This is a genomic window from Microbacterium aurantiacum (genome assembly GCF_040532595.1).
Classification (GTDB): Bacteria; Actinomycetota; Actinomycetes; order Actinomycetales; family Microbacteriaceae; genus Microbacterium; species Microbacterium chocolatum_B.
This window is the reverse complement of record NZ_JBEVYX010000002.1, coordinates 31,330-54,725: the sequence shown is the minus strand read 5'-3', so window position 1 is coordinate 54,725 and position 23,396 is coordinate 31,330. Positions and strand designations below refer to the sequence as shown.

Here is a 23,396-nt window from a genome sequence, read left to right as displayed (position 1 = left end):
TCGGCATCGTTTAGCGCTGAAGCAGGTTCTTGCGCTTCCTCCACACTTGGTTTGTAGGTTATCTACAACTTGCTCGGACGTGCTCCCGGACGTCAGTACGGCTCGCTAGGTTGTGCCTATCAAAACGCCCCGTCGGGCGCGTTGATCCACAGCTCCTCCACCGTCGGGTCGTCCAGGTAGGGCTGCAACGGGCCGTATCCGAGCAGCCGAGCCAGGATCTCGCGCTCGCATCCCTGCTCGTCCTCGACCACCGCCAGACCGCGCGCCGCGGCGACGTCGTTGTGTCGCCGGATCTCCTCCCGCACGACACGCGAAGCCTCCTCCGCCGGTAGGCGTTCCCGGCTCTCCGTGCGGAGACGGTGCTGCGTGCGCTCGAGCACACCCACCGGGACGAGCGTCGCCGTCGGCGGCGCGGCCGAGGAGGTGGGAGCGGTGCGGAACACGCCGACATCCTCGCAAGGCGGACCGCGATGGCCGGAAAGTTATCCACAGCCCGCTTCGGCGCAACCCCCTGTCCCAGGGCGCCCGCACGGGCGACAATGACGAAACCCGCACACCGGAAGGACTGCCATGACCATTACGAAGAAGGACCTCTCGCCGATCGCCCGAGCGGCGCTCGGCCTCATCGGGATCGTCCAGGTCGCGTTCGCGTTCCTGGCGTTCTGGGATCTGTCGCACCGCGATGACGCCGACGTGCGCGGGCCCAGGTCCGCGTGGGTCCCCGTGATCCTCGTGAACTGGATCGGGCCGGCTGCGTACTTCCTCTTCGGCATCCGCCGCTGAGCACGCGCGTCCCGTCCGCTCAGTAGAATGAGCGCACCTCGCGGGAGTGGTGAAATCGGCAGACACGCAGGATTTAGGTTCCTGTGCCTTCGGGCGTGTGGGTTCAAGTCCCACCTTCCGCACGTCGTGGCGAACCCCCACGACGCCGTCCAAGGCCGAACGACAGGACCGCCGTGCACCAGATCGCCCTCATCCCGTGGCTGGACCCCGCCGCGATCATCGCGGCCGCGGGTCCGTGGGCGCTCCTCGTCGTGTGCTTCATCGTCTTCGCCGAGACAGGGCTCCTCGTCGGGTTCCTGCTCCCGGGTGACACCCTGCTCATCATGGCGGGGCTGCTCTCGCACCCGAGCGACGTCGCCCCGAACGGGGTGTTCGGCGTCAGCGCGTGGGTGGTGGCGCTCCTCATCGGCCTGTCGGCGTTCGTGGGAGGCGAGGTCGGCTACCTGATCGGGCACAAGGGCGGGCCCGCCGTCTTCGAACGCAAGGAGTCCGGCGTCTTCAGCCGACGCAACGTCGAGCGGACCAATGCGTTCTTCGAACGCTACGGCGGACTCACGATCATCCTCGCCCGCTTCGTGCCGATCGTCCGGACCTTCGCCCCCGTCGCGGCCGGGATCGGTCACATGCCGTGGCGGCGCTACACGCTGTACAACTTCATCGGCGCCGTCATCTGGGGCTTCGGGCTCACGATGATCGGCTACGCGATCGGGTTCATCCCGTTCGTCGGCGATTTCGTCGCGGCATACATCGACGTCATTCTGCTCGCCGCGGTGGCCGGCACCCTCGTCTTCGTGATCTGGCACTACTTCGCCGAGCGTCGGAAGGCGCGGAAGGATGCCGAGCAGGGGCGGGATGTCGTCACCGCCGCCGAGGCGCAATCGCTCGTGCTGGATCCGCAGGTTCTGGAGCACGGAGACCCCGAAGCCGGGACCGACCGCCCGGCGTGATCGGGATGCCGGTTCACGCCTTCTTCTTGCGCGCGTCGGTCGCCGAGCGGTCGACCCCGTCGCCCTCCGATCGGGCGGCACGGGAACGCTCCACGCTCGCGCGCAGAGCAGCCATCAGATCGATGACCTCTCCCCCGTCGTCGGCCTCGGGGGCGTCACCGAAAGTGGCTGCGGTGTCGACCGCGTCGCCGTCGGCCAGCTTCGCGTCGATCAGGGCCCGCAGCTCCTGCTGATACTCGTCGGCGAATTCCGAGGGGTCGAAATCGCCGGAGAAGCTCTCCACGAGGGATGCGGAGAGTTCGAGCTCCTTCGCGGAGATGCGCACGCTCTCATCCAGCGCGGGGAACGCGGCTTCCCGCACCTCGTCCGCCCACAAGAGCGTCTGCAGGACCAGGACATCACCCCGGACACGGAGCGCCGCCAAGCGGGTCTTCTGGCGCAGGGAGAACCGGACGATGGCGGTCCGGTCGGTCTGCTCCAGGGTCCGCCGCAGAAGCACATAAGCCTTGGGCGAGGACGAGTCCGGCTCGAGGTAGTAGGCACGGTCCAGAGTGAGCAGATCGATCTGCTCGGTCGGGACGAACTCAACGACGTCGATCTCACGGCTGCGCTCGGAGGGGAGGGAGGCCAGATCCTCCTTCGTCAGGACCACCGTGCGCTCGCCGTCGTCGAAGGCGCGGTCGATCTCGGAGTACGGCACGACTTCGCCGTCCAACTCGCAGATCCGCTGATACCGGATGCGGCCTCCGTCGGCCGCATGGACCTGATGGAGCGGGACGTCGTGGTCCTCGGTGGCCGAGTACACCTTCACCGGCACGTTCACCAGCCCGAAGGTCAGCGCGCCCTTCCAGATCGCTCTCATCACACCAGTAGACACCTGTCACACCACTGACGGCTACCCTGAGCGCATGAGCGGACAGGCGCAGACGGTGCGGGTGGGATCCCGCACCCTGCGCCTGAGCAACCTCGACAAGGTCCTCTATCCCGCCACGGGGACCACCAAGGGCGAGGTGATCGAGTACTACACGCGGATCGCGGACGTACTGCTCCCCCATCTCCGGGACCGGCCGATCACTCGGATCCGGTGGCCGGAGGGTGTGGCGGAGGCGGCGTTCTTCGCGAAGGACCTCGAGGCCGGGGCTCCGAGCTGGCTGCGCCGGCGCGGCATCCCGCACTCCCGGGGGATGAAGATGTACCCCGTCATCGACGACGTCGCCGGGCTCGTCTATCTGGCACAGGTGGCCAGCCTCGAGCTGCACACCCCGCAGTGGAGGTTCCCGTGCGAGGACGGCCCGGAGACCCGGCCGCGGCGACCCGATCGCCTCGTGCTCGACCTCGACCCCGGGCCGGGCGTCGGGTTGGTCGCGTGCGCGGACGTCGCGCGGGCGGCTCGAGCCATCCTGGAGGACATGGGGATGCCGCCCCTTCCGGTGACCAGCGGAAGCAAGGGGATCCATCTCTACGCCGCACTTCCGGAGGGGGTGACCAGCGACGATGCCGGAGCCCTCGCCCGTGAACTCGCGCGCGCCCTGGAGGCAGACCATCCCGATCTCGTCGTCAGTGACATGGCGAAGAGTCGGCGCGAGGGCCGTGTGCTTCTGGACTGGTCTCAGAACAACGCGGCCAAGACGACCATCTCGCCCTACTCCCTGCGCGGCCGGGAACAGCCGACCGTGGCGGCGCCGCGCACCTGGGAGGAGCTGGAGGACCCGGGCCTGCGCCACCTGGAGTTCCGCGAGGTGCTCCGACGTGTCGAGACCGACGGCGACCTCCTCGCCCGTCTCCTTCCGCCGGACGCTCCCTCCGCCGCCGGTGACCTCGGCCCGTACCGCGCGAAGCGCGATGCCGCCAAGACCCCCGAGCCCATCCCGACCGGTCCTGCGTCGCCGACCTCCGTCGGGGGGTCCGGAAGCACGCGGTTCGTGATCCAGGAGCATCACGCCTCACGACTGCACTGGGATCTCCGCCTCGAGCGCGGCGGCGTCCTGGTCAGCTGGGCGGTGCCGCGAGGGATCCCCCGGACGACGACGAAGAACAGTCTGGCCGTCATGACCGAGGATCATCCGCTCGAGTACCTCGACTTCGCCGGAGAGATCCCGCGCGGGCAGTACGGCGCCGGCACCATGACGATCTGGGACACCGGACGCGCCGAGGTCGAGAAGTGGCGCGACGACGAGATCATCTTCACCGCCGAGGGCCGGCGGGACGGGCCGCTCGGACGGGTGCGACTCGCTCTCATCCGCACTGCGGGCACGGGCGAGAAGTCCAGCTGGCTCCTCCACCGCATGAAGACGGATGCCGCGGGCAAGCCGCAGCCGGATGCCCCTGCGTCCCCACCGGAGGCCGAGCCGCGCACGCCGGCGTACTCCGCGCCCGGATGGAGCGACATCCGGCCGATGCTGGCCGTGACCGCAACGCCCGGGCGTGCCCGCGCCGAGGCGGACAGGCACGGCCACTGGGCCGAGGCGAAGTGGGACGGCATCCGCGCCCTCGTCCGATGGGACGGACACGACGTGACGATCCGGGGCCGGAGCGGACGCGACATGACCGGCACCTTCCCGGAGCTGCGGAGCGGGCTCGCCGGCGCACCCGTGATCCTGGACGGGGAGATCGTCGCGCTGGACGCGCACCATCGGCCGAGCTTCTCGCGACTCCAGCAGCGGATGAATCTCGTCGGGGCCGCGGACGTGGCTGCGACCGCGACCCGCATCGGAGTGCACTTCTTCGTGTTCGACCTGCTCAGCGCAGAGGGCGTGGACCTCACGGCCGATCCCCTGAGCGAGCGTCGACGTCTCCTTGAGGAGGTCATGGTGGACGCGGGGTCGTCGTACGTCCTTACCCCCGTCTTCGACGACGTGGACGCCGCACTGGCAGCGGCGCGCGCGACGGACCTCGAGGGGGTCGTGGTGAAGGACCCCTCGTCCATCTACCGGGCGGGTGTGCGGGACGACGCGTGGATGAAAGTGGTCTTCACCCGTCGTCAGGAGGTCGTCATCGGCGGCATCCGTCCCGGCGGCGGCAATCGAGAGGGACGGATCGCCTCGCTCCTGGTCGGCATCCCCGACGCGGAGGGGCTGCGCTACGTCGGGCGGGTCGGCAGTGGGTTCAGCGACGCGACCCTGCGCGCGCTCACGGCGACCCTGACTCCGCTACGCGTCTCATCGACGCCGTTCCGTGCGGTGCCGGCCGCGGACGCAGCGGACGCCCTCTGGGTGAGCCCCGTCGTCGTCGGCGAGGTCGAGTTCGCGCGGTTCACGCCCGACGGCATCCTGCGCCACGCACGATGGCGCGGACTCCGTCCGGACAAGACCCCCGCCGACGTGCGTGACGAGCACGGCGCGTCGCGCGGCGGGTGAATCCCCTTACAGGTCCGCAAGCAGAGGCTGAAGAGCAGCGAAGGCACGTGCGCGATGGGACTGCGCGTTCTTCTCAGCCGCCGACCACCGTCCGACGGTCCGCTCCGCGCCGGGATCCTGACCGTCGGGGATGAAGACGGGGTCGTAGCCGAACCCGCCACTCCCGTCGGCCTCGCGGGCGAGGCGACCGGGCCACAGACCCTCGACGACGTGCTCGGCGGCTGCCCCGCCGTCCCGGTCCGGAATCACCAGGGCGATGGTGCATGCGAAGTGGGCGCGGCGATGAGGGTCGGCGACGTCGCCGAGCTGATCCAGGAGGAGCGCGAGATTCGCCTCGGCGTCCTTCGCGTGGCCCGCCCAGTAGGCCGAGAAGATCCCCGGCGCTCCCCCGAGGACGTCGACGCAGATCCCGGAATCGTCCGCCAGCGCGGGAACACCCGTGTGGAGGGCGGCCGCACGCGCCTTGATCAGCGCATTCTGGGCGAAGGTGACTCCGTCCTCGACCGGCTCGGGGCCGTCGTATGCGATCACCTCGATGTCGGCACGGGTCCGCGCCACGATCTCCTGGAACTCAGCCACCTTGTGCGGATTGTGGGTGGCGAGCACGATGCGGGACCCGTTCGCAAGAGCGGTCGCTGTCACGCGAGTGCCGCCTCCTGGTGCGCACGCAGCTGTGCGCACCCGGACTCACCGAGAGCCAGCAGGGCGTCCAGCTCCGACCGGTCGAAAGGCGCACCCTCGGCGGTTCCCTGCACCTCGACGAAAAGGCCGCGTCCAGTCATGACGACGTTCATGTCGGTCTCCGCGCGCACGTCTTCCACGTACGCGAGATCGGCGAGCGGGGTGCCGTCCACGATGCCCACCGACACCGCGGACACCGAGTCGAACAGGACGCGCGACTTCTGGCCGATGAACTTCTTCGCGCGACCCCATTCCACGGCGTCGGCGAGTGCGACGTACGCGCCGGTGATCGCGGCCGTCCGCGTTCCGCCGTCTGCCTGCAGGACGTCGCAGTCGATGACGATGGTGTTCTCCCCCAGCGCCTTGGTGTCGACCACGGCCCGGAGGGAGCGTCCGATCAGTCGGGAGATCTCGTGGGTGCGCCCGCCGATCCGGCCCTTCACGCTCTCGCGATCGTTGCGACTGTTGGTGGCACGGGGAAGCATGGCGTATTCGGCCGTGACCCATCCCTTGCCCTTTCCGGTCAGCCAACGCGGCACACCTGGGGTGAACGACGCCGTGCACAGCACTCGGGTCTCGCCGAAGGCGATGAGCGCCGAGCCTTCCGCCTGACGCGACCAGCCGCGCTCGATGCGCACCTCGCGGATCTCCCCGGCGGTGCGGCCGTCGGCGCGGCGGGCGGTGTCGTTCGTGCTGTCGATCATGATGCTCCTCTGTGGAACGGCGAATGGGTCAGGAGAGGTCCGAAGTGGCGGTGCGCGTTCCGGGTAGCTCGATCGCGCCGGTCTGCACCAGGCGCACGGTCTGGACTTCGCGCCCCATCAGACGGTGGGCCAGGCGGAGGAAGTCGTCTGCGGAGTCGCCGGTGGCCTCGTAGAGGTGCTGCGCCCGGGCATCCGGCCCCGCGAGGAGGCCGCGGGACACCAGCTGACGGTACACGTCCTTCGCGGTTTCGGTGTCGCTCGACACCAGGCTCACGTCGGGGCCCATCACGTAGCTGATGGCACCCTCGAGGAAGGGATAGTGCGTGCAACCCAGAACGAGGGTGTCGACGCCGGCGTGGCGCAGCGGCGCGAGGTACTCCTCCGCCACCGCGAGCACCTCGGCGGAGTCGGTGACACCGGCCTCGACGAACTCGACGAAGCGGGGGCAGGCCTTCGGGAACACCGTCAGACGCGCGTTGACTTCCAGCATGTCCTGGTACGCGCCCGAGCCGATGGTGCCGGTCGTGCCGATCACCCCGATACGTCCGTTCCTGGTGGTCGACATGGCGGTCCGCACCGCAGGGGCGATGACTTCCACCACCGGCACGTCGTAACGCTCCCGCGCGTCGCGCAGGACGGCCGCCGACGCAGTGTTGCACGCGATCACGAGCATCTTCACACCCTGCGCGACCAGGTCGTCGAGGATCTCTATGGCGTAGCGACGCACGTCGGCGATGGGCTTCGGCCCGTAGGGCGAGCGGGCGGTGTCGCCGATGTACACGAGCGATTCCCGTGGGAGTTGGGCCGAGATGGCCCGCGCGACGGTGAGGCCCCCGACCCCCGAGTCGAAGATCCCGATCGGTGCGTCGTCCACGGTGGACCAGCCTACGCCAGCGCCTCACTAGGCTTGCGCCATGAGTTCCGGGCGCAGCACGGCCTTGCTTACCGACCGCTACGAGTTGACGATGCTCGACGCAGCCCTGAGGGACGGCACGGCGGCCCGTCGATGCGTCTTCGAGGTGTTCGCCCGGCGCCTGCCGGGGGGACGACGCTTCGGCGTCGTGTCCGGCACCGGGCGTCTGCTGTCCCTCCTCCGCGATTTCCGGTTCGGGGACGAGGAGCTGCGGTTTCTCCGCGACGCGCGCGTCGTGGAGGCGGACACCCTCGCCTGGCTCGAGGGATACCGGTTCTCCGGCACGGTGAGCGGGTACCGCGAGGGGGAGCTGTATTTCCCCGGCTCGCCGATCCTCACGGTGGAGGGCACTTTCGCCGACGCCGTCATCCTCGAGACCTTGATCCTGAGCGTCCTGAATCACGATTCCGCGATCGCGACCGCCGCCGCGCGCATGAGCATCGCCGCCGCCGGACGCCCTCTGGCGGAGATGGGCTCACGCCGTGCGGGCGAGGAGTCCGCGGTGGCGGCGGCGCGGGCCGCCTACATCGCCGGGTTCTCCGCGACGTCGAACCTCGAGGCCGGTCGGCGATGGGGGATTCCCACGATGGGCACGGCGGCCCATGCCTGGACACTTCTTCACGACGACGAGGAGTCGGCGTTCCGATCTCAGGTCGAGGCGCTGGGGTCCGGCACGACCCTCCTCGTGGACACCTACGACATCTCCGAGGGTGTGCGCGCCGCCGTGCGCGTGGCGGGCCCACACCTCGGCGGCGTCCGCATCGACTCCGGAGATCTCCCCACCGTCGCCGCCGCGGTGCGCGCCCAGCTGGACGGCCTCGGCGCCACGCGGACCAGGATCACCGTCACGAGCGATCTCGACGAGTTCGCCATCGCCGCGCTGGCCGCCTCCCCCGTGGACGCGTACGGTGTGGGAACGTCGGTGGTCACCGGCTCCGGTCACCCCACGGCCGGCATGGTCTACAAACTGGTGGCTCGGGAAGGCGTCGCCGGCGGCTGGATTCCCGTCGCGAAGGCGTCGACGGAGAAGTCCTCGCGCGGCGGGCGGAAGCGGGCCGCGCGCGTTCTCGAAGCAGGGACCGCGACGGCAGAGCTCATTCGGATCATCGGGGCCGGCGAGACCTCGACGGTCTTCGACGACGGAGTCCGCCCTCTCCAGGTCGTCCTCATCCAGGATGGGGAGACGGATGCCGTGTTCGAAGGTGCGGAGGGCACCGAGCTCGCGCGTCGACACCACGCGCTCGTCCGCAAGGAGTTGCCCATCGGCGGGCTCGGTCTCAGCCGATCGGATCCGGCCGTCGCCACCGTGTATCAGGAAGACGCGCCGCCGAGCGAGGCGTAGATCTCCTTGCAGGTCGGGCAGACGGGGAACTTCTCGGGATCGCGGCCCGGGGTCCACTTCTTGCCGCAGAGAGCACGCACCGGCTTGCCGGTCAGGGCGGACTCGAGGATCTTGTCCTTCTTCACGTAGTGGGAGAACCGCTCGTGATCGCCGGGCTCGACCGACTCCTCGCGGATGAGTTCTTCCAGCTCGCGGTCCAGGGTCGCGATGCCCCCCTCGTCGGGGTTTCCGGTGGGCGTGCTCATGGGGGCGAGTCTACCGTCCGCCTGTGCGGCGCACCGCTCAGCTCGCCTCCGCGAACTCCATGATGCGACCACTGCGGCGGGAGAACACCGCTGCGCCGATCGCGGTTCCGAGAAGCAGCGTGGCGGCGCCCGTGCCGGCTCCGACCCAGAGGGCCGTCGATGCCGCCTCGAGGTCGCCGGCGAGGGCTCGCCACCCCAACCAGAACGCAGGGCCCGCCAGGGCGATCGCGCCGATGAACACGAGCCCCTGCGCGACGACGCCGCGTGGGCTGGTTCGCTGCGGCTGCTGGAACGGGCTCTCCCCCGGAGGCGAGACGGCGTACGGCGCGAGGGCCGATGCGATGCTCGAAAGCCCCAGGCCCGAGAGGAAGAGCGCAGCGCAGATGCCGATCATCGCCGGAAGGAGCGCCCAGCGTCCATGGACGGCGATCGCCACCGGGATGGCGACGGCGAGCAGCGGGACGCCGATGAGGAGCACCGGCACCAGGCGGCCCCAGCGATCCGCGGCGCCGCGCACGCCGCTCGCGATGTGCATCCACACCGCGGTGGAGTCGTAGGCGATGTCGTTGTGCGGAAGCCACCCGAGGAAGAGGGCGACGAACGGGACGGGGATCAGGATCGCGTGGCTGAGCGGCACGCCCGCGACGAGCAGCGGAAGCACGGTGACGGCCGCCGCGACCGGGACGACCAGGATGTTGACGAGGTACCGACGGTCTCCGAGCCAGTAGATCAGGCTACGCGCCGCGATCGCACCGCCCGGGGTTCCCGGCGCGACGCCGAACCAGCCCAGCCCTCCTCGCTCCCGTGTCGCCGTCGGCCGCTCGGTCGTCGACAACAGGCGCTCGACGATAGCGATCCACACGACGGCAAGCGCCAGGACCGTGCCGACCGCGACGGCGAGGGAGGCCCACCCCGCCGCATCGGAGGCGGCGAACAGGAGCGGGAACGCCCACGCTGCGCCGAACGGAGTCAAAGACAGGACCGCGACGGCCTCCACCAGCTGGCTCGGAACACGACCGTCCCACTCCAGCGAGGCGAAGAAGACGGCGCCCGGAACGAGGACGACCAGGACCACGAGCAGGAAGAGTCCGGACAGCTCCCTCGATCGACGCTCGCGGAGGAACATCGAGGCGCAGGCCATGAACACCCGGGCGAGGAGCGAGCAGGTCAGGATCCCGAGGACCACACCGAGGATCGACACGCCGACGGGCGCACCCTGAGCCGTGAAGACGGCGCCCGCGGTTCCCGCCACGACGGTCAGCACCAGGATCGGGAGACTGATCAGTCCGGCGATGAGGAGGATGAGCGCGAGAGACCGCGGACGAAGTCCGAGGACCGCGAAGCGGCGCGGGTCCAGTGGGTCCGCCGCGGAGGCGATCGCCGGTGCGGCGGCGAACCCCGCCGTCACCGCTGCACCGGCCAGGACGGTCACGGTCAGAACCACTTCCGGTCCTGCCTGCTGCAACGACACGAGGGACCAGCACACCGCGGCGATCACGGCCGTGAGCGTGATCAGGCCGAGCATCGCCCTCGTGACGTGGGAGACGTCGCCGCGAAGGCTCCCGAAGAGGAGCGCCGCCCTCAGCCGGAGAATGTATGCAGCCACTCGAGCCCTTCCACGTCGCTGAGGCCTCCGGCCAACTCGACGAATCGCTGCTCGAGGGTGAGCTCGCCGCGCACCTCGTCGATGGATCCCTCCGCCAGGACCTGGCCGGCGACGATGACGGCGACCCGGGAGCAGACCCGTTCGACGAGATCCATGCCGTGGCTGGAGAGGATCACCGTGCCGCCGTGGGCGACGTAGGTGGAGAGGATGTCGAGGATGACCGCGCTCGACACCGGATCGACGGCTTCGAACGGCTCGTCGAGGACGAGCAGTCGCGGCGAGTGGATCATGGCTCCGGCGAGCATGACCTTCTTCGCCATTCCCGCCGAGTAGTCGGACACCACGCGTCCAAGAGCATCGGTCAGGTCGAATGCTCGGGCGAGATCCGCCGTTCTGCTCTCGACGACAGCGGGTCTCAGTCCCCGCAGCACGCCGTAGTAGTAAAGGAGCTGGCGGCCGGTGAGACGATCGAAGGTGCGCAGCCGGTCCGGCAGGACGCCCATCAGCTGCTTGGCGGCGTAGGGGTCCGCGGCGGCATCGATGCCGCCCACGCGGATCGAGCCCCGGTCCGGAGTGAGCAGGCCCGCGATCATGGACAGAGTCGTGGTCTTCCCCGCGCCGTTGGGGCCGACGATCCCGTAGAAGCTCCCCGCCTGGACCGTCAGATCGATGCCGTCGACCGCGCGAGTGCTGCCGAACGACTTCACGACGCTGCGCAGGCGAAGGACGTCGTCCTCCCCCTCCGCCGCACTCAGGGGCGCGGCGATGTCGACGAAGGCGAGTGCTTCGGGCTCGGGATCGGGATCGCGATCGGAGTCAGGCTCGAACTCGATCTCACGCGGGGCGATCGCTCCACCCGCGCCGTCGTCTTCGTTCGCGATCTCACCGCCGTCATCGTCCGCGGCGTCGTCGAGGTGGGCGCCCACGACATCGTCGTCGGCTGCGTCATCACCCTCGACATCGTCGTCGGCTGCGTCATCACCCTCGAGGTCGTCGTCCGCGGCCCGATCCCCGGCGAGGTCTTCCTCCGCGATCGCGTCGGGCTCATCGCCCGCGGCCGCATCGGCGTCATCGTCCGCAACCGCATCGGCGTCATCGTCCACGTCCTGGACGACGAGGTCGTCCGTATGTGCGTCATCGTCTTCGACGTCCTCGGCGACGACACCGACCGCGTCGGCGTCATCGTCCACGATGTCCGCGGCGACGACGTCGTCCCCATCGACCTCCGCGTCCGGCGCGTCGTCAGGCAGGGTCGTCGCCGACGAGGGTCCGTCGCGGTCGTCGGCACCGGGACCGCCCTCCTCCCCCCGCGGGGTCTCCTCATCGAGCGGCGCGTCAGGGTCATCGCCTTCCGGCGCGACCTCCTCCGCGACATCCGCTCGAACCGGCACCGCCGGCAGAGGGGGCCGCGGGGGGATCACGAGTCCCGCGATCGCGTGGTCCGCGACAGGCGGGAGCGGGGGCCGCGGAGGGATGACCACCGCGCGCGGGAGATGCACGACGGGCGCGACTCGGCCTCCGTCCGGCTGATCCGGTTCGGCGTCACGGGGCACCGGGAGAGAGGGAGTCACTCCTCCAAAGTAGCAAGCCGCATCGACACCCCGAAGACGAGGGCGGAGAGTGTCGGCAAACCCTCGGATTGTCACGAATACACAACGCCGGCGCGGACTTCCTGCACGTTCCCAGGTGCCATCGCTACCATTGCCCCGGCACGAGGAGGTGTCTCACCGATGAATCTCCGGTGAATCCCACTCTCTTTAGGAGAAGACCGTGACTCTTCAGACCGTCATCCTCGCCGCCGGCATGGGCTCCCGACTCGGGCGCAGCCTCCCGAAGCCGCTGACCGAGCTCAGCGACGGCCGCACGATCATGGGTCAGCAGCACGACAACATCCACGCCGCGTTCGGCGATGACGCGAAGATCACCACCGTCGTGGGCTATCGCGCGGAGACGATCGTCGAGGCCTTCCCCGCCGCAGACTACGTCTACAACGAGCGCTACGACCAGACGAACACCTCCAAGAGTCTGCTGCGCGCTCTCACGGCGACCGGCAAGGCGGGTGTCCTCTGGATGAACGGCGATGTCGTGTTCGACCCGCGCATTCTCGGTCGGGCCATCGCCCTCATCGAGCGCGAGCAGTCGTTCGTCACCGTGAACACGGCGAAGGTCTCCGACGAAGAGGTCAAGTACACCGTCGACGCTGACGGGCACATCGATGAACTCTCCAAGACGGTGGCACACGGCATCGGCGAAGCGGTCGGCATCAACTACATCTCGGCGCGCGAGAAGAAGGCGTTCATGCGCCAGCTCGCGCGGGTAGGCGATCAGGACTACTTCGAACGCGGTCTCGAACTGGCGATTCGCGAAGACGGCCTTCGGCTCGCGCCCATGGACATCTCGGACCTCTACGCGGTGGAGGTCGATTTCGCCGAGGACCTCGAACGAGCCAACCTCTTCGTGTGAGCCCCGCGCCCGGCGGCCGCTGAAACCCTAGTCCGACGGAGCCCTCTGCGCCAGTGCTGTGCATCGGCTCGACACGCAGACAGCGGCCCGCATACGCTCGCGGGTATGGACAGCACGCTCGCATGTCTGACCGCTTGGATGCCGCGTCAGCGCTGGTACGCGACTAAGGGCCGCTCGCCCCGTCTTCGGCTGGTGTCGTGGTGGGATCTCCCGTCCGCCGCGCGAGAACAGTCCCTCGACTCGGACGCCGTGTCCTTCGTGCGCACCCTGCTGGTCGCCGACGACGCGTCCGACCCCGCCGTCCTTTACCAGGTCCCTGTGGTGGCGCGCCCCACGGAGTCGGTTCCGCCAGAGGACGCGCACACGATCGGCAGTCCGATCCCGGGCACGACTCTGCGGGACGGACCTCACGATGCGGCCTACGCCGATGCGCTCTTCTCCCTCGTCACCCGTGGTGGGTCCGCGATCGGCCCGGAAGCGATCGCGACCGGCCATCCCGCGGCGCCCCCGGATGGCCGCGTCCGCGCGAGCCGCGTGATGTCCGGAGAGCAGTCGAACACCTCTCTCGTGTACGAGGGTGGAGGCGCCATGCCGGTGATCTGCAAGATCTACCGCCAGCTGCACGCGGGCCACAACCCCGACATCGAGCTGCCCGGCGCGCTGGCCGCGAGCGGGTCGATGCACGTGCCCGCCGCTGTCGGATGGGTGGAAGGTCGATGGCCGGATCCCGCCGATGCGCGCTCTCCCGGCGTGCGCGGGTCCCTGGCCTCGGCTCAGGAATTCCTGCCCGGTGTGCAGGACGCGTGGCGGGTCGCGCTGGATGCCGCCGCGTCCGGGGAGGATTTCACCGGCGGTGCGGCGGAACTCGGCGCGGCGACGGCCGACGTGCACGTGGCGCTCGCCCGCCTGTTCCCCGTCCAGGAAGGCACGCCGGCCGAGCGCGACGCCGTGGAAGCGACGTGGCAGCGTCGCCTGGCGATCGCCGTCGACGAGGTCCCCGCGCTCAGCCCCTGGCGCGCACGCATCGAGGACGTCTACGGAGAGGCGCTCACCCTGCCGTGGCCGGCGCTCCAGCGGATCCACGGCGACTACCACCTGGGGCAGGTGCTCCGGGTTCCGGATCGAGGGTGGGTTCTCCTCGACTTCGAAGGCGAGCCGTTGCGTCCGATGCGCGAGCGCACACTCCCCGACCTGGCCCTGCGTGACGTCGCCGGGATGCTTCGTTCTTTCGACTACGTCGCGGGCTCCCTCGAACTCGACCGACCTGACCGCGCGCCCGATGTCCGAGACTGGGCTCGCCGTGCGCGCATGTCCTTCTTGGAGGGCTACGCCGCCGCATCCCGGACGGATCTCCTCGCCGCGGCGCCACTGTTGACCGCGCTCGAACTGGACAAGGCCGTGTACGAGGCGATCTACGAGGTGCGTAATCGTCCGACCTGGTCGGCGATTCCTCTCGGCGCGGTGCGGCGTCTCATCGGCATCGCCGACTCCTGACCCCGCGGCCGGTGATCACGTCTCGGCGCCGTCCTCCAGGTCGGCTTCGTCCTCGTCCGGCTCCGCCGCATCCGTCGCATCGGCGGATGCCGCATACCAGCGCTCCCACTCCCCCATGAGATACCCGATGGCATCGTGGAAGCGGCGTGTGGCGGATCCCGGCGTGGTGTCACCGAAATAGTGCCTCACCCAGTGCGCCAGCTTGGCGACCGCCGCCGGATCGGTCCGCACCCGATCCACCTCTTCGACGAACTCCGCGGCCCTCGACGCGTCCAGCCACTCGCAGTCCGCGAGGTAGCCGTGGGTGTCCACGACCGCCTCCGGGTCGACCGGGCGCGTGATCAGAAGGGGCTTGTCCGCCGCCAGTCGGTCATAGACCATCGCGGAGACGTCCACGACGGCGACGTCCGCTGACGCGAGCTGCCAGCCGAGATCCGGTCCGTCGTCGTAGACATGCTGCGCAGAGCCGTCCGCGGAGTTCGCCGCCGCGATCGCGGCGACGATCCGCTGGTGCGCTCGACCGTACGCCGACGAGACGACACCCGATCGAGGATGAGGGCGGTAGACGACGCGATGGCGTCCCGTTGCGAGCAGAGCGGACACGAGAGACTCACCGTGGCTCAGAATCGAACCGTAGTGCGCCGAGGGGCGGTCCCCCTCCCACGTCGGGGCGTAGAGGACGACGACCCGGTCGTCGGGGGTGTAGGGCAGGGTCCCCGAGTAGTGATCCGCTTGGGGGCGGCCGATCTCGATGGTGCGGGTGGCGACGTCGTAGTCCCACAGGACGCGGGACAGCCGGTCCCTCGCGGCCTGACCGGCCACGAGCGCATAGTCGTAGGCCTTGTACTGGTTCGTGGTCATGTACATCTTGTCGGACTCGCCGTGGTTGATGAAGACATGCCACCGTCGCCCGTATCGGAACATCTGGAAGTTGCGCGTGTTCTGGTTGACGTAGAGGACCACCCGGATCTCCTGGGCGGCGAGAAAGCGCTCGACGTCGCGGACGGTGGGCACGAAGGCGACCGGCGGCGCATCCTCGGCCATCAGCGCCCGCGCGCCGGTGGCCGATCGGCTCAGTACGACCACAGGCCACACGCGGGCGAGCTCGGCGAGCGGCTTGTACCACTGCCGCATCTGATACATGTTCACATCGCCGTCGGCGAAGTACACCGCGACGCGGAAGTGGGATCGGGGGTGACCCCCGCGCCGGGCCGATTCCCGACGGACGTGCGCGGCCGCGGATCGATTGTCGACCGCCTTGCGTACGAGCGCGACGGCCTTCCTGACATCTGAGAACACAGCCACCCGTCGAGCCTACCGACCGAGCCGAGGAGCGGTCGCGCGCGTCCGCGTGACATGATCGGACGCGTGCAGCGCGAATCCGACGGTCGACGCGATGCCCCGGTGGTCCCCCCGGACGCGGGGGTCTCCTATGTCATGCCCGTGCTGAACGAGCGCGCCTATCTGCGGCGTGCCGTGGAGTCGGTGCTCGCGCAGGAGACAGGCGGACCGATCGAACTCATCCTCGCCCTCGCACCCTCCACCGACGGGACGACCGAGCTCGCCCGCGAGCTCGCCGCGGGCGATCCCCGCATCGTGCTCGTCGCGAACCCCGCTGCGGACATACCGGTGGGCCTGAACCTCGCGATCCGCATGGGGCGCTACCCGACCATCGTGCGCGTGGACGCGCACTCCGAGCTCGCGGAGGGGTACACGCGGCGCGCGTTGGCGACCCTGTCGCGCGTGCGAGCCGCCAACGTCGGCGGCGTCATGCGCGCTGACGGACGGACGCCTTTCCAGCGGGCGGTGGCGCGCGCCTACAACTCCCCGTTCGGCCTCGGTGGCGGCGCCTACCACGGCGGCACCGTTGAGGGAGAAGCCGAATCGGCGTATCTCGGCGTCCTCCGCCGCTCCGTCCTCGACGAGGTGGGCCTGTTCGATGAGTCGATCCGCCGCGGCGAGGATTGGGAGCTCAACCTTCGGATCCGTCGATCGGGATATCGCGTCTGGTTCGATCCGGAGCTCTCGGTGACCTACTGGCCCCGCGAGAGCTGGTCGCGCCTGGCGCGACAATTCGTGGCGACGGGGCGCTGGCGGGGAGAACTGGTGCGCCGGTTCGGTCGCGGGAACTCTCTGCGGTTCTTTGCTCCCCCGCTCCTCGTGATCACCCTGCTCGCGGCCGTCCTCGTCGCCGGGGGGCAGGCGACAGGGATCCTCTCGGGGCTCGTCGGCCTGGCTGCCGCCCTGGTGTACCTCCCGGTCGCCGCCTATGTCGTGCTGATCCTGTCGGTCGCGCTCGGACGGAACGGCGGCTCCGGATGGCGTGACCGCATGTGGACGGCCGCGGTGCTGCCGACGATGCACCTCTCCTGGGGGGCCGGCTTCCTGATCGGAATCCTCCGCGGGGCCCACGACGCCGTCGACACCTCACGGCTCGGCCAGAGGAACACTCCGCTCCCCTGACTCAGCGCTCCACGAACCCCTGGTCGAGGATTCGCGCGACCACGCGCTCGGCCGCGTGGCCGTCGTCGCGGGCGTTGAATCGCTCGTGCCACCGCCGGTAGCGTTCGGCGAATCGGTCGGGATCACCGTTCCGGACGGCGTCCACCAGATCGGCCGCGGAGGCCAGCACCGGTCCCGGAGCGTGCCGAGCGAGGTCGAAGTAGAAGCCGCGGAGCTCCCCGCGATAGTGATCGATGTCCGGCACCAGGAAGTACATCGGACGACCGGTGACGGAGAAGTCGAACATGACCGAGGAGTAGTCCGTGACGAGCGCGTCCGCGGCCAGCAGGAGCTGCGCGGTGTCCGGGAAACCGGTGACATCGATCACCCGGGGCCCTTCGACGTCCCTGCCGGGGAGAAGGGTCCGGGAGTGCCCGCGCACCAGCACGACGGAATCCGTGTCCCGCGCGAACGCGACCGGGTCGAGGAAGTCGACCATCTCGGCGCGATCATCCCGCCACGTGGGCGCGTAGAGCAGCACCCGTTCGTGATCGCCGATCCCCAGCATGCGTCGGATGCCGGAACGATCCCCGTCGACGAGGACGTCGTTGCGCGGGTAGCCCTCCACCCAGATCGGTCGCCGGAGGAACGCGTAGGCCTTCCGGAGAATCCGTTCGGCGTAGGCATTCTGCGCGAGGAGCACGTTCCAGCGCAGCGACTCGCGGACCACGGCGAGCATCCGCCGGGGGTCGAAGCCGGGCCTGTGCAGCGCGAGCCTCTTCAGCGGGGTGCCGTGCCAGGTCTGCAGCACGCGCTGGCCGGGCCGTCGGGCGTATCGACGACGCAGCCAGTCGTTGACCACCAGAAGACGTGCCGCCCCGCGGGCGCGCCACCATTCGGGACTCCCCTCGACGACGGCCACCGCACCGTCCGGGACGGCGACCGAGTGGTCGACGACGCTCCAGTAGCGGGTCACCCACGGTGCGACGCGCGCGAGCTCGCGATCGATGGCGAGAGGGTTGCACCCGGCGTTCCGCCCGTAGAAGCTCTCGAAGAAGACGGCGTTCTCCAGCGGGGCGGTGCGCGTCGCGTAGCGTCGTTCGAGTGCCGCCTGAGCCTCCCCCGAGTCATAGGCGGGGTCGATGGGCGGCCCGACGCGGAGCACGCCATCTCGGAGCTCCGCGCGCAGCCGCGTGCCGGCCGTCAGGGGGACGTCGCCGATGTGCGCGGCCGGTTCCGCGTCCGGGCCGGGCGTGATCACCACGGCGTACTCGCCGCTCGGGAGCGGCAGATCCGGGCCGCCCCACTTCGCCGCGTGGAGCGGGAGGGCCGCACGCCACGTCCTCCCCCGGCCGGTGAGCCGGGCCGACACACGCGAACGCGGCCCGACGAGCTCCACGCGCTCGGGACGCGTACCGGTCCCGGCGAGGACGAGCGTGAGCTCTCCGTCGGTGTCGAAGCGGGCCTGCGTCATCGAACTCCTTCGGTCGCGCGCCCGGAGCGGCGGGTCATCACGGCACGGTACACCCTCTCGGCGCTTCGTCCGTCGCGGTGGCGGTGGACGCGGGCGCTGAGGAGGCGGCCGCGTTCGATCCGCCGATCGGCCTCCCCCGAATCCGGGTCGAGGACGGCGTCCAGGACGGCGACGGCATCTCGCCACGTGCGGGCGACGTCGGTGCCGGCGACGTCTTCGTATCGGCCGTAGAAGCCACGGCGGGCGGCGTATTCGTCCATGTCAGGGGCCAGGAACAGAACGGGAAGCGGAACGAGCGCTGCGTCGTACACGAGCGAGGAGTAGTCGGTGATGAGCGCGCTCAGCCCGGGGAGGAGCGGGGTGATGTCGGGGATCGCGGTCGCCGGAAGCGAACGGACCCGGTCGGTCGGTACCGGAGGTCGATACACTCCGGCCCCGAGCGGGTGGGACCGCACGAGGAGAACGGCGTCGTGACGTTCGAGGACGTCCAGGATCTCGCGCCACTCCTCCTCCGCGGGCACCGCGGGGTCGGGGGCGCCGTCGCGCCAGGTGGGGGCGTAGAGGACGAGGGACGTGGGTGGCGTCGTCACTCCCGCCGCCGTGAGGATCTCCTGCCGAGCGGAGTCCCGACGCGCGTCGGGATCGCCCGCGCTGAGCACGTCGACGCGCGGTTCGCCCGTTTCCGCGACGACGTGGTCGCGGACGCCGAACGCCGAGACCAGTCGTCCGCGCACCACTCCGGAGGCAGCCGGGATCAGATCGATCCGGGATGTCGCCGTCCGGTACATGACGGAGAGAAGGCGGCGCGCGCCGCGCCCCAGCGGACCCCGGTCGAGCCACGCGGGCGGGCGGAGGGTCTCGGGTGAATCGAGGCCGATGCGCTTGAGGGGGATGCCGTGCCACAGCTGCACCACGAAGGCGCCGGAGACGGCATACCTGTGGACGTCGCCGAATCCGTGCGTGATTACGATGACACCGGCCCGCGCGGTCGCCCACAGCCCCGCGGCGGACGATCTGCGCACCGCAGTCACTCCCAGGCGTGCGGCCTCCCGGGCCTGCGCCTCGTCCGCGACCAGCCACACTGCGGGATGCCGGGAAGAGACCCGGTGCCAGAGCGCGAGCGCACCTTCCCCGACGCCGGTCGCGCACCCGAACACCCAGAGATCGCGACGCCGCGGAACGACGGCGGTGAGCAGCCGACCCACCGCGTAGAGCGGCAGAGCGACCATCTTACGGGCGTTGCCCGCACCGAAGGAGAACGCCGCCACCCCGTGAGCCTATCGCGGGGTGGCGGCGTTGTGGATTCAGCCCTCGAGGGCGCCGAGCGTCACCTCGATCTGCTCGGTCGCGTCCCCTCGGACGTAGGTCAGCGTCGCGGTGCTACCGGCCGCGGCGGCGCGGACCTGTGCGGTCAGATCGGTGGCGTTCGAGATCGGCACACCGTTGAACGCCGTGACGATGTCGCCCTGGCGGAGACCGGCCGCCTCCGCGGCGCCGCCCGCGACGGCGTCCTGGATGTAGGCGCCGGTGATCTGGGAGCCTTCGACCGTCGCGGCGGACCGGACGTTCGCACCGAGCAGCCCATGTGTCGCGGCTCCGGTTTCGATGATCTCCTGCGAGATGCGCTGGACGACGTCGGACGGGATGGCGAACCCGACCCCGATCGATCCGGCCTGCCCGGACGAGCCCCCCGCGGAGGCGATCGCGACGTTGATGCCGATCAGACGGCCCTCGTTGTCCACGAGTGCGCCGCCGGAGTTTCCCGGGTTGATCGCCGCGTCCGTCTGGATCACCGCGATGGAGATCGTCTCACCCGAGCCGGTGGAGGACCGCCCCTGGCCGAAGTCGAAGTAGAACGGCGCATCGCCCTCGCCCTGCGGCTGGTCCTCATCGGCCTCCGGAGCCTCCGGCGCCGCCGCCGAGGCGATCGCGATGGAACGGTTCAGGGCGCTGACGATTCCGGTCGTGACGGTGTTGGAGAGGCCGAGGGGCGCACCGACGGCAGCCGTGGTGTCGCCGACGTTGAGATCGGCCGACGAGGCGAACTCGATGGGCGTGAGATCCGCTGCGCCCTCCAGCTTGATGACCGCGAGGTCGTACGTGGGGTCTGTGCCCACGATCTCCGCGTCGAAGACCTGCCCGTCGGAGGTCGTGGCGCGGATCGTCGCGTCGGCGCTCGCGCCGTCCAGCGTCACCACGTGGGTGTTGGTCACGACGTAGCCGTCGGAGCTGAGGATCACGCCGGAACCCGACCCGCTGCCGCTGGACCCGCTCGCCGAGATCGTCACGACGCTCGGCAGGGTCCGGGCGGCGATACCCGTGGCCTCGGTGACGCTGTCGGTGTCGTTGACCGTCACCGATACGGGGCCGGCGGCCGGGGCCGACGCGGATGTGGAGAAGATGTTGACGCCGGCGTACGCCCCGCCGAGACCGGCGGCTCCGCCGACGACCGCAGCCGCCACGAGCAGACCGACCACGGCCCCCGCCGAGGTCCGGCGTGGCGCCGAGGTCGCCGGCGAGGTCAGGGCCGGCTCCGCCGCGTACTCCAGCGGCCGCTGAGATGCCGTACCCGCCGGGCCGGCCCCGCTCGAGGGCGCGGGGGCCGCGACCCCCGCGGGCATGGTGTACCCCCGCGGCGGCGCGTAGGCGCCCGCCATCGGTAGCGGAGGACGGGGCGGAAGCGCCGACGCGGTCGGGCTGTCGGTCGCCGTCGCCTCGCCCGGAATGGGTTCGGTGGGCTCTTCGCGCTGCGGGTCGTTCATGGGTGCTCCTTCTTCCTGGCGTGTTCCACTGTCGTCGCCGATCCTGTGGATTGCTTATGCCGGGAGTGGGACGGGACTATGCGAACATCGTGAGCACGTCGAAAGGGGCGGCTGTGCACGAGGTGACCGGGGGGTGGCGACGCGTCGCCGCCGGAGCAGGGCTGCTGGCGGACAACGGGACGGTGCATCCCACCATCTTCGCGGAGATGAGTGCGCTGGCGGGTCGCACCGGGGCGATCAACCTGGGACAGGGGTTCCCGGACGAAGACGGTCCGTCGGTCGTCCTCGACGTCGCCCGCCAGGCGATCGCGGACGGGGCCAACCAGTACCCGCCGGGCCGCGGCATCCTCGATCTCCGTCGGGCGATCGCCGAGCATCAGCGACGCTTCTACGATCTCGATGTCGATCCGGAGCGCGAGGTACTCGTCACGGCCGGCGCGACCGAGGCGCTCACCGCCACCCTCCTGGCACTCATCGACGCACCGGATGACGAGGTGGTGGTCTTCGAGCCGTTCTACGACTCGTACGCCGCCGCCGTGGCGATGACCGGAGCGCGGTTGGTGCCCGTGCCCCTGACGGCGCCCAGCTTCCAACCGGATCTCGAAGTACTGAGGGACATGGTGACCGACCGCACGCGGATCATCCTGGTCAACGACCCGCACAACCCCACGGGAGCGGTGTTCACCGCGGAGGTGCGCGCCGAGATCCTTCGCCTCGCGGAGCGGCACGACGCGTGGGTGGTGACGGACGAGGTGTACGAGCACCTCGTCTTCGACGGTGCGCACGTGCCTCTCGCCACGCTGCCGGGGGCGCGGGAACGGACGGTGTCCATCTCCTCGGCGGGGAAGACCTTCTCCGTGACCGGGTGGAAGATCGGCTGGGTCACCGCACCCTCGGAGCTCATCGAGGCGATCCTCGCCGTCAAGCAATACCTCACCTACGTCAGCGGCAGCCCCTTCCAGCCGGCGATCGCGGCGGGGCTCCGGCTGCCGATCTCGTTCTTCCGCGACCTCTCCACGGCGATGCGCGACAAGGCGCGGCTGCTCGGCGCGGGACTTCGCGAAGCCGGCTTCGTTGTGTCGCCGCCCGACGGGTCCTACTTCACCGTGGCGGATGCCGCGAGTCTCGGCGTCAGTGACGCCGCGGCGTTCTGCCGGACGCTGCCCGAGCGTGCCGGCGTCGTCGCGATCCCGCTCACCGCCTTCGCGACCCCCGCGCATCGCGACCGGTATCGCACGATGGTCCGATTCGCGGCGTGCAAAAGGGTCGACGTCCTCCGTGCCGCCTCCGAGCGACTCGCCGCGCTCGGGCCGCTCAGCTCCGCGGGCTGACGCCGTATCGCCGCAACGCGAGCGCGGGGTTGATCCGACGGACGCGCTCGAGCTGGGCGCGCTCGAGGTCCGTCACCGCGATACCGGTGCCCGTTCCGATCGACGCGCGCACGACACCCTGCGGATCCACGATCGCCGAGTTCCCCACGCCCAGTGGCGGGGGGTGGTCCGCCGCCGCGACGAAGACCGTGTTCTCGATCGCACGCGCCTGCAGAAGGGTCTGCCAGTGCAGCTCCTTCAGTGGGCCGCGCACCCACTCTGCGGGGATGGCGAAGACCTCGGCGCCGGCATCCGCCAGTACCCGCCCGACCTCGGGGAACCGCAGGTCGTAACACGTCATGAGGCCGAACCGGAGGCCGCGGACGTCGAAGGTCTCCGCCACCCCGGTCGTCCCCGCCTCCACCCAGTCGGACTCGCGCTGCCCGAACGCGTCGTACAGATGGATCTTCCGATAGACGGCGCGCACGCCGGTGGCGTCCACAGCGACGACCGTATTGCGCACCAGAGCCGGATCGGATGCCTCTTCGAGGAGACCGGCGACGATGGTCACGCCGAACTCCTCGGCGCGGAGGCGCAGCTCCCGGACGAACGGCCCGTCGAGGGACTGCGCGTGGATCGCGAGTGTCGCATCGAAGGGGTCGGTGAAGTAGCTCGAGTACTCGGGGAAGACCACGACGTCGGCCCCCGCCGCGCTCGCCCGGGCGGTCAAGGCGCCGATCTCGGCGAGGTTGGCCTGTTCGTCTGCGGCCGGCGCGAACTGCGCGACAGCCACGCGCACGTCGCCGTCGTTCCCGGTGTCCATCGTCGCCTCCCGCCCTCGCGTGCCTTCCCACCCTGCCACGGACGGTCGCTA

General features: G+C 70.1%; 21 protein-coding genes and 1 tRNA gene. 9 read left to right on the top strand and 13 right to left on the bottom strand.

Annotated features, from left to right (window positions below; all coding sequences use genetic code 11):
- Positions 1 to 119 precede the first annotated feature (119 nt).
- The gene (locus ABXJ56_RS12425; RefSeq protein WP_354000062.1) at positions 120 to 443 is read right to left on the bottom strand and encodes a hypothetical protein; all 324 of its coding nucleotides are present in this window, start codon (positions 441 to 443) and stop codon (positions 120 to 122) included.
- Positions 444 to 570: 127 nt separating this feature from the next.
- Between ABXJ56_RS12425 and ABXJ56_RS12420 the strand changes: the two genes are divergently transcribed.
- The 3 genes from ABXJ56_RS12420 (at position 571) to ABXJ56_RS12410 (ending at position 1,730) form a co-directional block, all read left to right on the top strand.
- Positions 571 to 783 (top strand): PLDc N-terminal domain-containing protein, encoded by a 213-nt coding sequence (locus tag ABXJ56_RS12420; RefSeq protein ID WP_354000061.1) that lies wholly within the window; start codon positions 571 to 573, stop codon positions 781 to 783.
- Positions 784 to 823: 40 nt separating this feature from the next.
- Positions 824 to 905 (top strand) — tRNA-Leu (locus ABXJ56_RS12415).
- Positions 906 to 956: 51 nt separating this feature from the next.
- Entirely contained in the window at positions 957 to 1,730 is a 774-nt protein-coding gene (locus ABXJ56_RS12410) for a DedA family protein (RefSeq protein ID WP_354000060.1), read from the top strand.
- 13 nt (positions 1,731 to 1,743) lie between these two features.
- Here ABXJ56_RS12410 and ABXJ56_RS12405 read toward each other — a convergent pair whose 3' ends face one another.
- Complete coding sequence (locus tag ABXJ56_RS12405) at positions 1,744 to 2,592, bottom strand: Ku protein (protein WP_354000059.1); 849 nt, start codon at positions 2,590 to 2,592, stop codon at positions 1,744 to 1,746.
- A gap of 46 nt (positions 2,593 to 2,638) precedes the next feature.
- On the opposite strand from ABXJ56_RS12405, the gene ABXJ56_RS12400 reads away from it, so the two are divergent.
- Positions 2,639 to 5,086, top strand: a complete 2,448-nt coding sequence (locus ABXJ56_RS12400; RefSeq protein WP_354000058.1) for an ATP-dependent DNA ligase — start codon at positions 2,639 to 2,641, stop codon at positions 5,084 to 5,086.
- A gap of 6 nt (positions 5,087 to 5,092) precedes the next feature.
- On the opposite strand, the gene rdgB is transcribed toward ABXJ56_RS12400, so the two are convergent.
- Genes rdgB through murI form a run of 3 tightly spaced genes read right to left on the bottom strand, consistent with a single transcriptional unit; the run spans position 5,093 to position 7,345 of the window.
- Positions 5,093 to 5,728, bottom strand: a complete 636-nt coding sequence (rdgB, locus tag ABXJ56_RS12395) for an RdgB/HAM1 family non-canonical purine NTP pyrophosphatase (protein WP_354000057.1) — start codon at positions 5,726 to 5,728, stop codon at positions 5,093 to 5,095.
- Positions 5,725 to 6,471 carry a ribonuclease PH gene (gene rph, locus ABXJ56_RS12390; RefSeq protein WP_354000056.1) on the bottom strand — a complete coding sequence of 249 codons (747 nt, stop codon included), beginning with the start codon at positions 6,469 to 6,471 and terminating at the stop codon, positions 5,725 to 5,727. The genes rdgB and rph overlap by 4 nt, the downstream gene beginning before the upstream one ends.
- Positions 6,472 to 6,499: 28 nt before the next feature.
- Positions 6,500 to 7,345, bottom strand: a complete 846-nt coding sequence (murI, locus tag ABXJ56_RS12385; protein WP_354000055.1) for a glutamate racemase — start codon at positions 7,343 to 7,345, stop codon at positions 6,500 to 6,502.
- Positions 7,346 to 7,385: 40 nt separating this feature from the next.
- On the opposite strand from murI, the gene ABXJ56_RS12380 reads away from it, so the two are divergent.
- Positions 7,386 to 8,726, top strand: coding sequence for a nicotinate phosphoribosyltransferase (locus ABXJ56_RS12380; protein WP_354000054.1), 1,341 nt, complete (start codon positions 7,386 to 7,388; stop codon positions 8,724 to 8,726).
- Here the strand turns inward: ABXJ56_RS12380 and ABXJ56_RS12375 are convergent.
- From ABXJ56_RS12375 to ABXJ56_RS12365, 3 genes are read right to left on the bottom strand one after another with little or no spacing between them, the layout of a single operon-like run.
- Positions 8,696 to 8,971, bottom strand: a complete 276-nt coding sequence (locus ABXJ56_RS12375) for a DUF3039 domain-containing protein (RefSeq protein ID WP_354000053.1) — start codon at positions 8,969 to 8,971, stop codon at positions 8,696 to 8,698. The two genes, ABXJ56_RS12380 and ABXJ56_RS12375, sit on opposite strands and share 31 nt — an antisense overlap.
- A 37-nt stretch (positions 8,972 to 9,008) precedes the next feature.
- On the bottom strand, positions 9,009 to 10,577 hold the full coding sequence (locus ABXJ56_RS12370) for a hypothetical protein (protein WP_354000052.1): 1,569 nt from the start codon (positions 10,575 to 10,577) through the stop codon (positions 9,009 to 9,011).
- Entirely contained in the window at positions 10,553 to 12,148 is a 1,596-nt protein-coding gene (locus ABXJ56_RS12365; protein WP_354000051.1) for an ABC transporter ATP-binding protein, read from the bottom strand. Before ABXJ56_RS12365 ends, ABXJ56_RS12370 begins: the two co-directional genes overlap by 25 nt.
- 199 nt (positions 12,149 to 12,347) lie before the next feature.
- Here ABXJ56_RS12365 and ABXJ56_RS12360 point away from each other — a divergent pair, with 199 nt between their 5' ends.
- A complete protein-coding gene (locus ABXJ56_RS12360) occupies positions 12,348 to 13,040 on the top strand; it encodes an NTP transferase domain-containing protein (RefSeq protein ID WP_354000050.1) in 693 nt (230 codons plus the stop codon).
- Between the two features lie 105 nt (positions 13,041 to 13,145).
- On the top strand, positions 13,146 to 14,534 hold the full coding sequence (locus tag ABXJ56_RS12355; protein WP_354000049.1) for a maltokinase N-terminal cap-like domain-containing protein: 1,389 nt from the start codon (positions 13,146 to 13,148) through the stop codon (positions 14,532 to 14,534).
- Positions 14,535 to 14,549: 15 nt separating this feature from the next.
- On the opposite strand, the gene ABXJ56_RS12350 is transcribed toward ABXJ56_RS12355, so the two are convergent.
- Positions 14,550 to 15,839 (bottom strand): CDP-glycerol glycerophosphotransferase family protein, encoded by a 1,290-nt coding sequence (locus tag ABXJ56_RS12350; RefSeq protein ID WP_354000048.1) that lies wholly within the window; start codon positions 15,837 to 15,839, stop codon positions 14,550 to 14,552.
- Positions 15,840 to 15,971: 132 nt separating this feature from the next.
- Here ABXJ56_RS12350 and ABXJ56_RS12345 point away from each other — a divergent pair, with 132 nt between their 5' ends.
- Positions 15,972 to 16,997: a glycosyltransferase family 2 protein gene (locus tag ABXJ56_RS12345; protein ID WP_435405009.1), complete on the top strand. Its 1,026-nt coding sequence runs from the start codon at positions 15,972 to 15,974 to the stop codon at positions 16,995 to 16,997.
- Position 16,998: 1 nt separating this feature from the next.
- Here the strand turns inward: ABXJ56_RS12345 and ABXJ56_RS12340 are convergent, their stop codons facing one another.
- The 3 genes from ABXJ56_RS12340 to ABXJ56_RS12330 are packed head-to-tail and all read right to left on the bottom strand — an operon-like array spanning position 16,999 to position 21,212.
- A complete protein-coding gene (locus ABXJ56_RS12340) occupies positions 16,999 to 18,450 on the bottom strand; it encodes a CDP-glycerol glycerophosphotransferase family protein (protein ID WP_354000046.1) in 1,452 nt (483 codons plus the stop codon).
- Positions 18,447 to 19,718, bottom strand: coding sequence for a CDP-glycerol glycerophosphotransferase family protein (locus ABXJ56_RS12335; RefSeq protein ID WP_354000045.1), 1,272 nt, complete (start codon positions 19,716 to 19,718; stop codon positions 18,447 to 18,449). Before ABXJ56_RS12335 ends, ABXJ56_RS12340 begins: the two co-directional genes overlap by 4 nt.
- Positions 19,719 to 19,754: 36 nt before the next feature.
- Positions 19,755 to 21,212 (bottom strand): S1C family serine protease, encoded by a 1,458-nt coding sequence (locus tag ABXJ56_RS12330; RefSeq protein WP_354000044.1) that lies wholly within the window; start codon positions 21,210 to 21,212, stop codon positions 19,755 to 19,757.
- Between the two features lie 89 nt (positions 21,213 to 21,301).
- Between ABXJ56_RS12330 and ABXJ56_RS12325 the strand changes: the two genes are divergently transcribed.
- Positions 21,302 to 22,543, top strand: a complete 1,242-nt coding sequence (locus tag ABXJ56_RS12325; protein WP_435404996.1) for an aminotransferase class I/II-fold pyridoxal phosphate-dependent enzyme — start codon at positions 21,302 to 21,304, stop codon at positions 22,541 to 22,543.
- On the opposite strand, the gene ABXJ56_RS12320 is transcribed toward ABXJ56_RS12325, so the two are convergent.
- Complete coding sequence (locus ABXJ56_RS12320; protein ID WP_354000583.1) at positions 22,527 to 23,345, bottom strand: carbon-nitrogen hydrolase family protein; 819 nt, start codon at positions 23,343 to 23,345, stop codon at positions 22,527 to 22,529. The two genes, ABXJ56_RS12325 and ABXJ56_RS12320, sit on opposite strands and share 17 nt — an antisense overlap.
- Positions 23,346 to 23,396 lie beyond the last annotated feature (51 nt).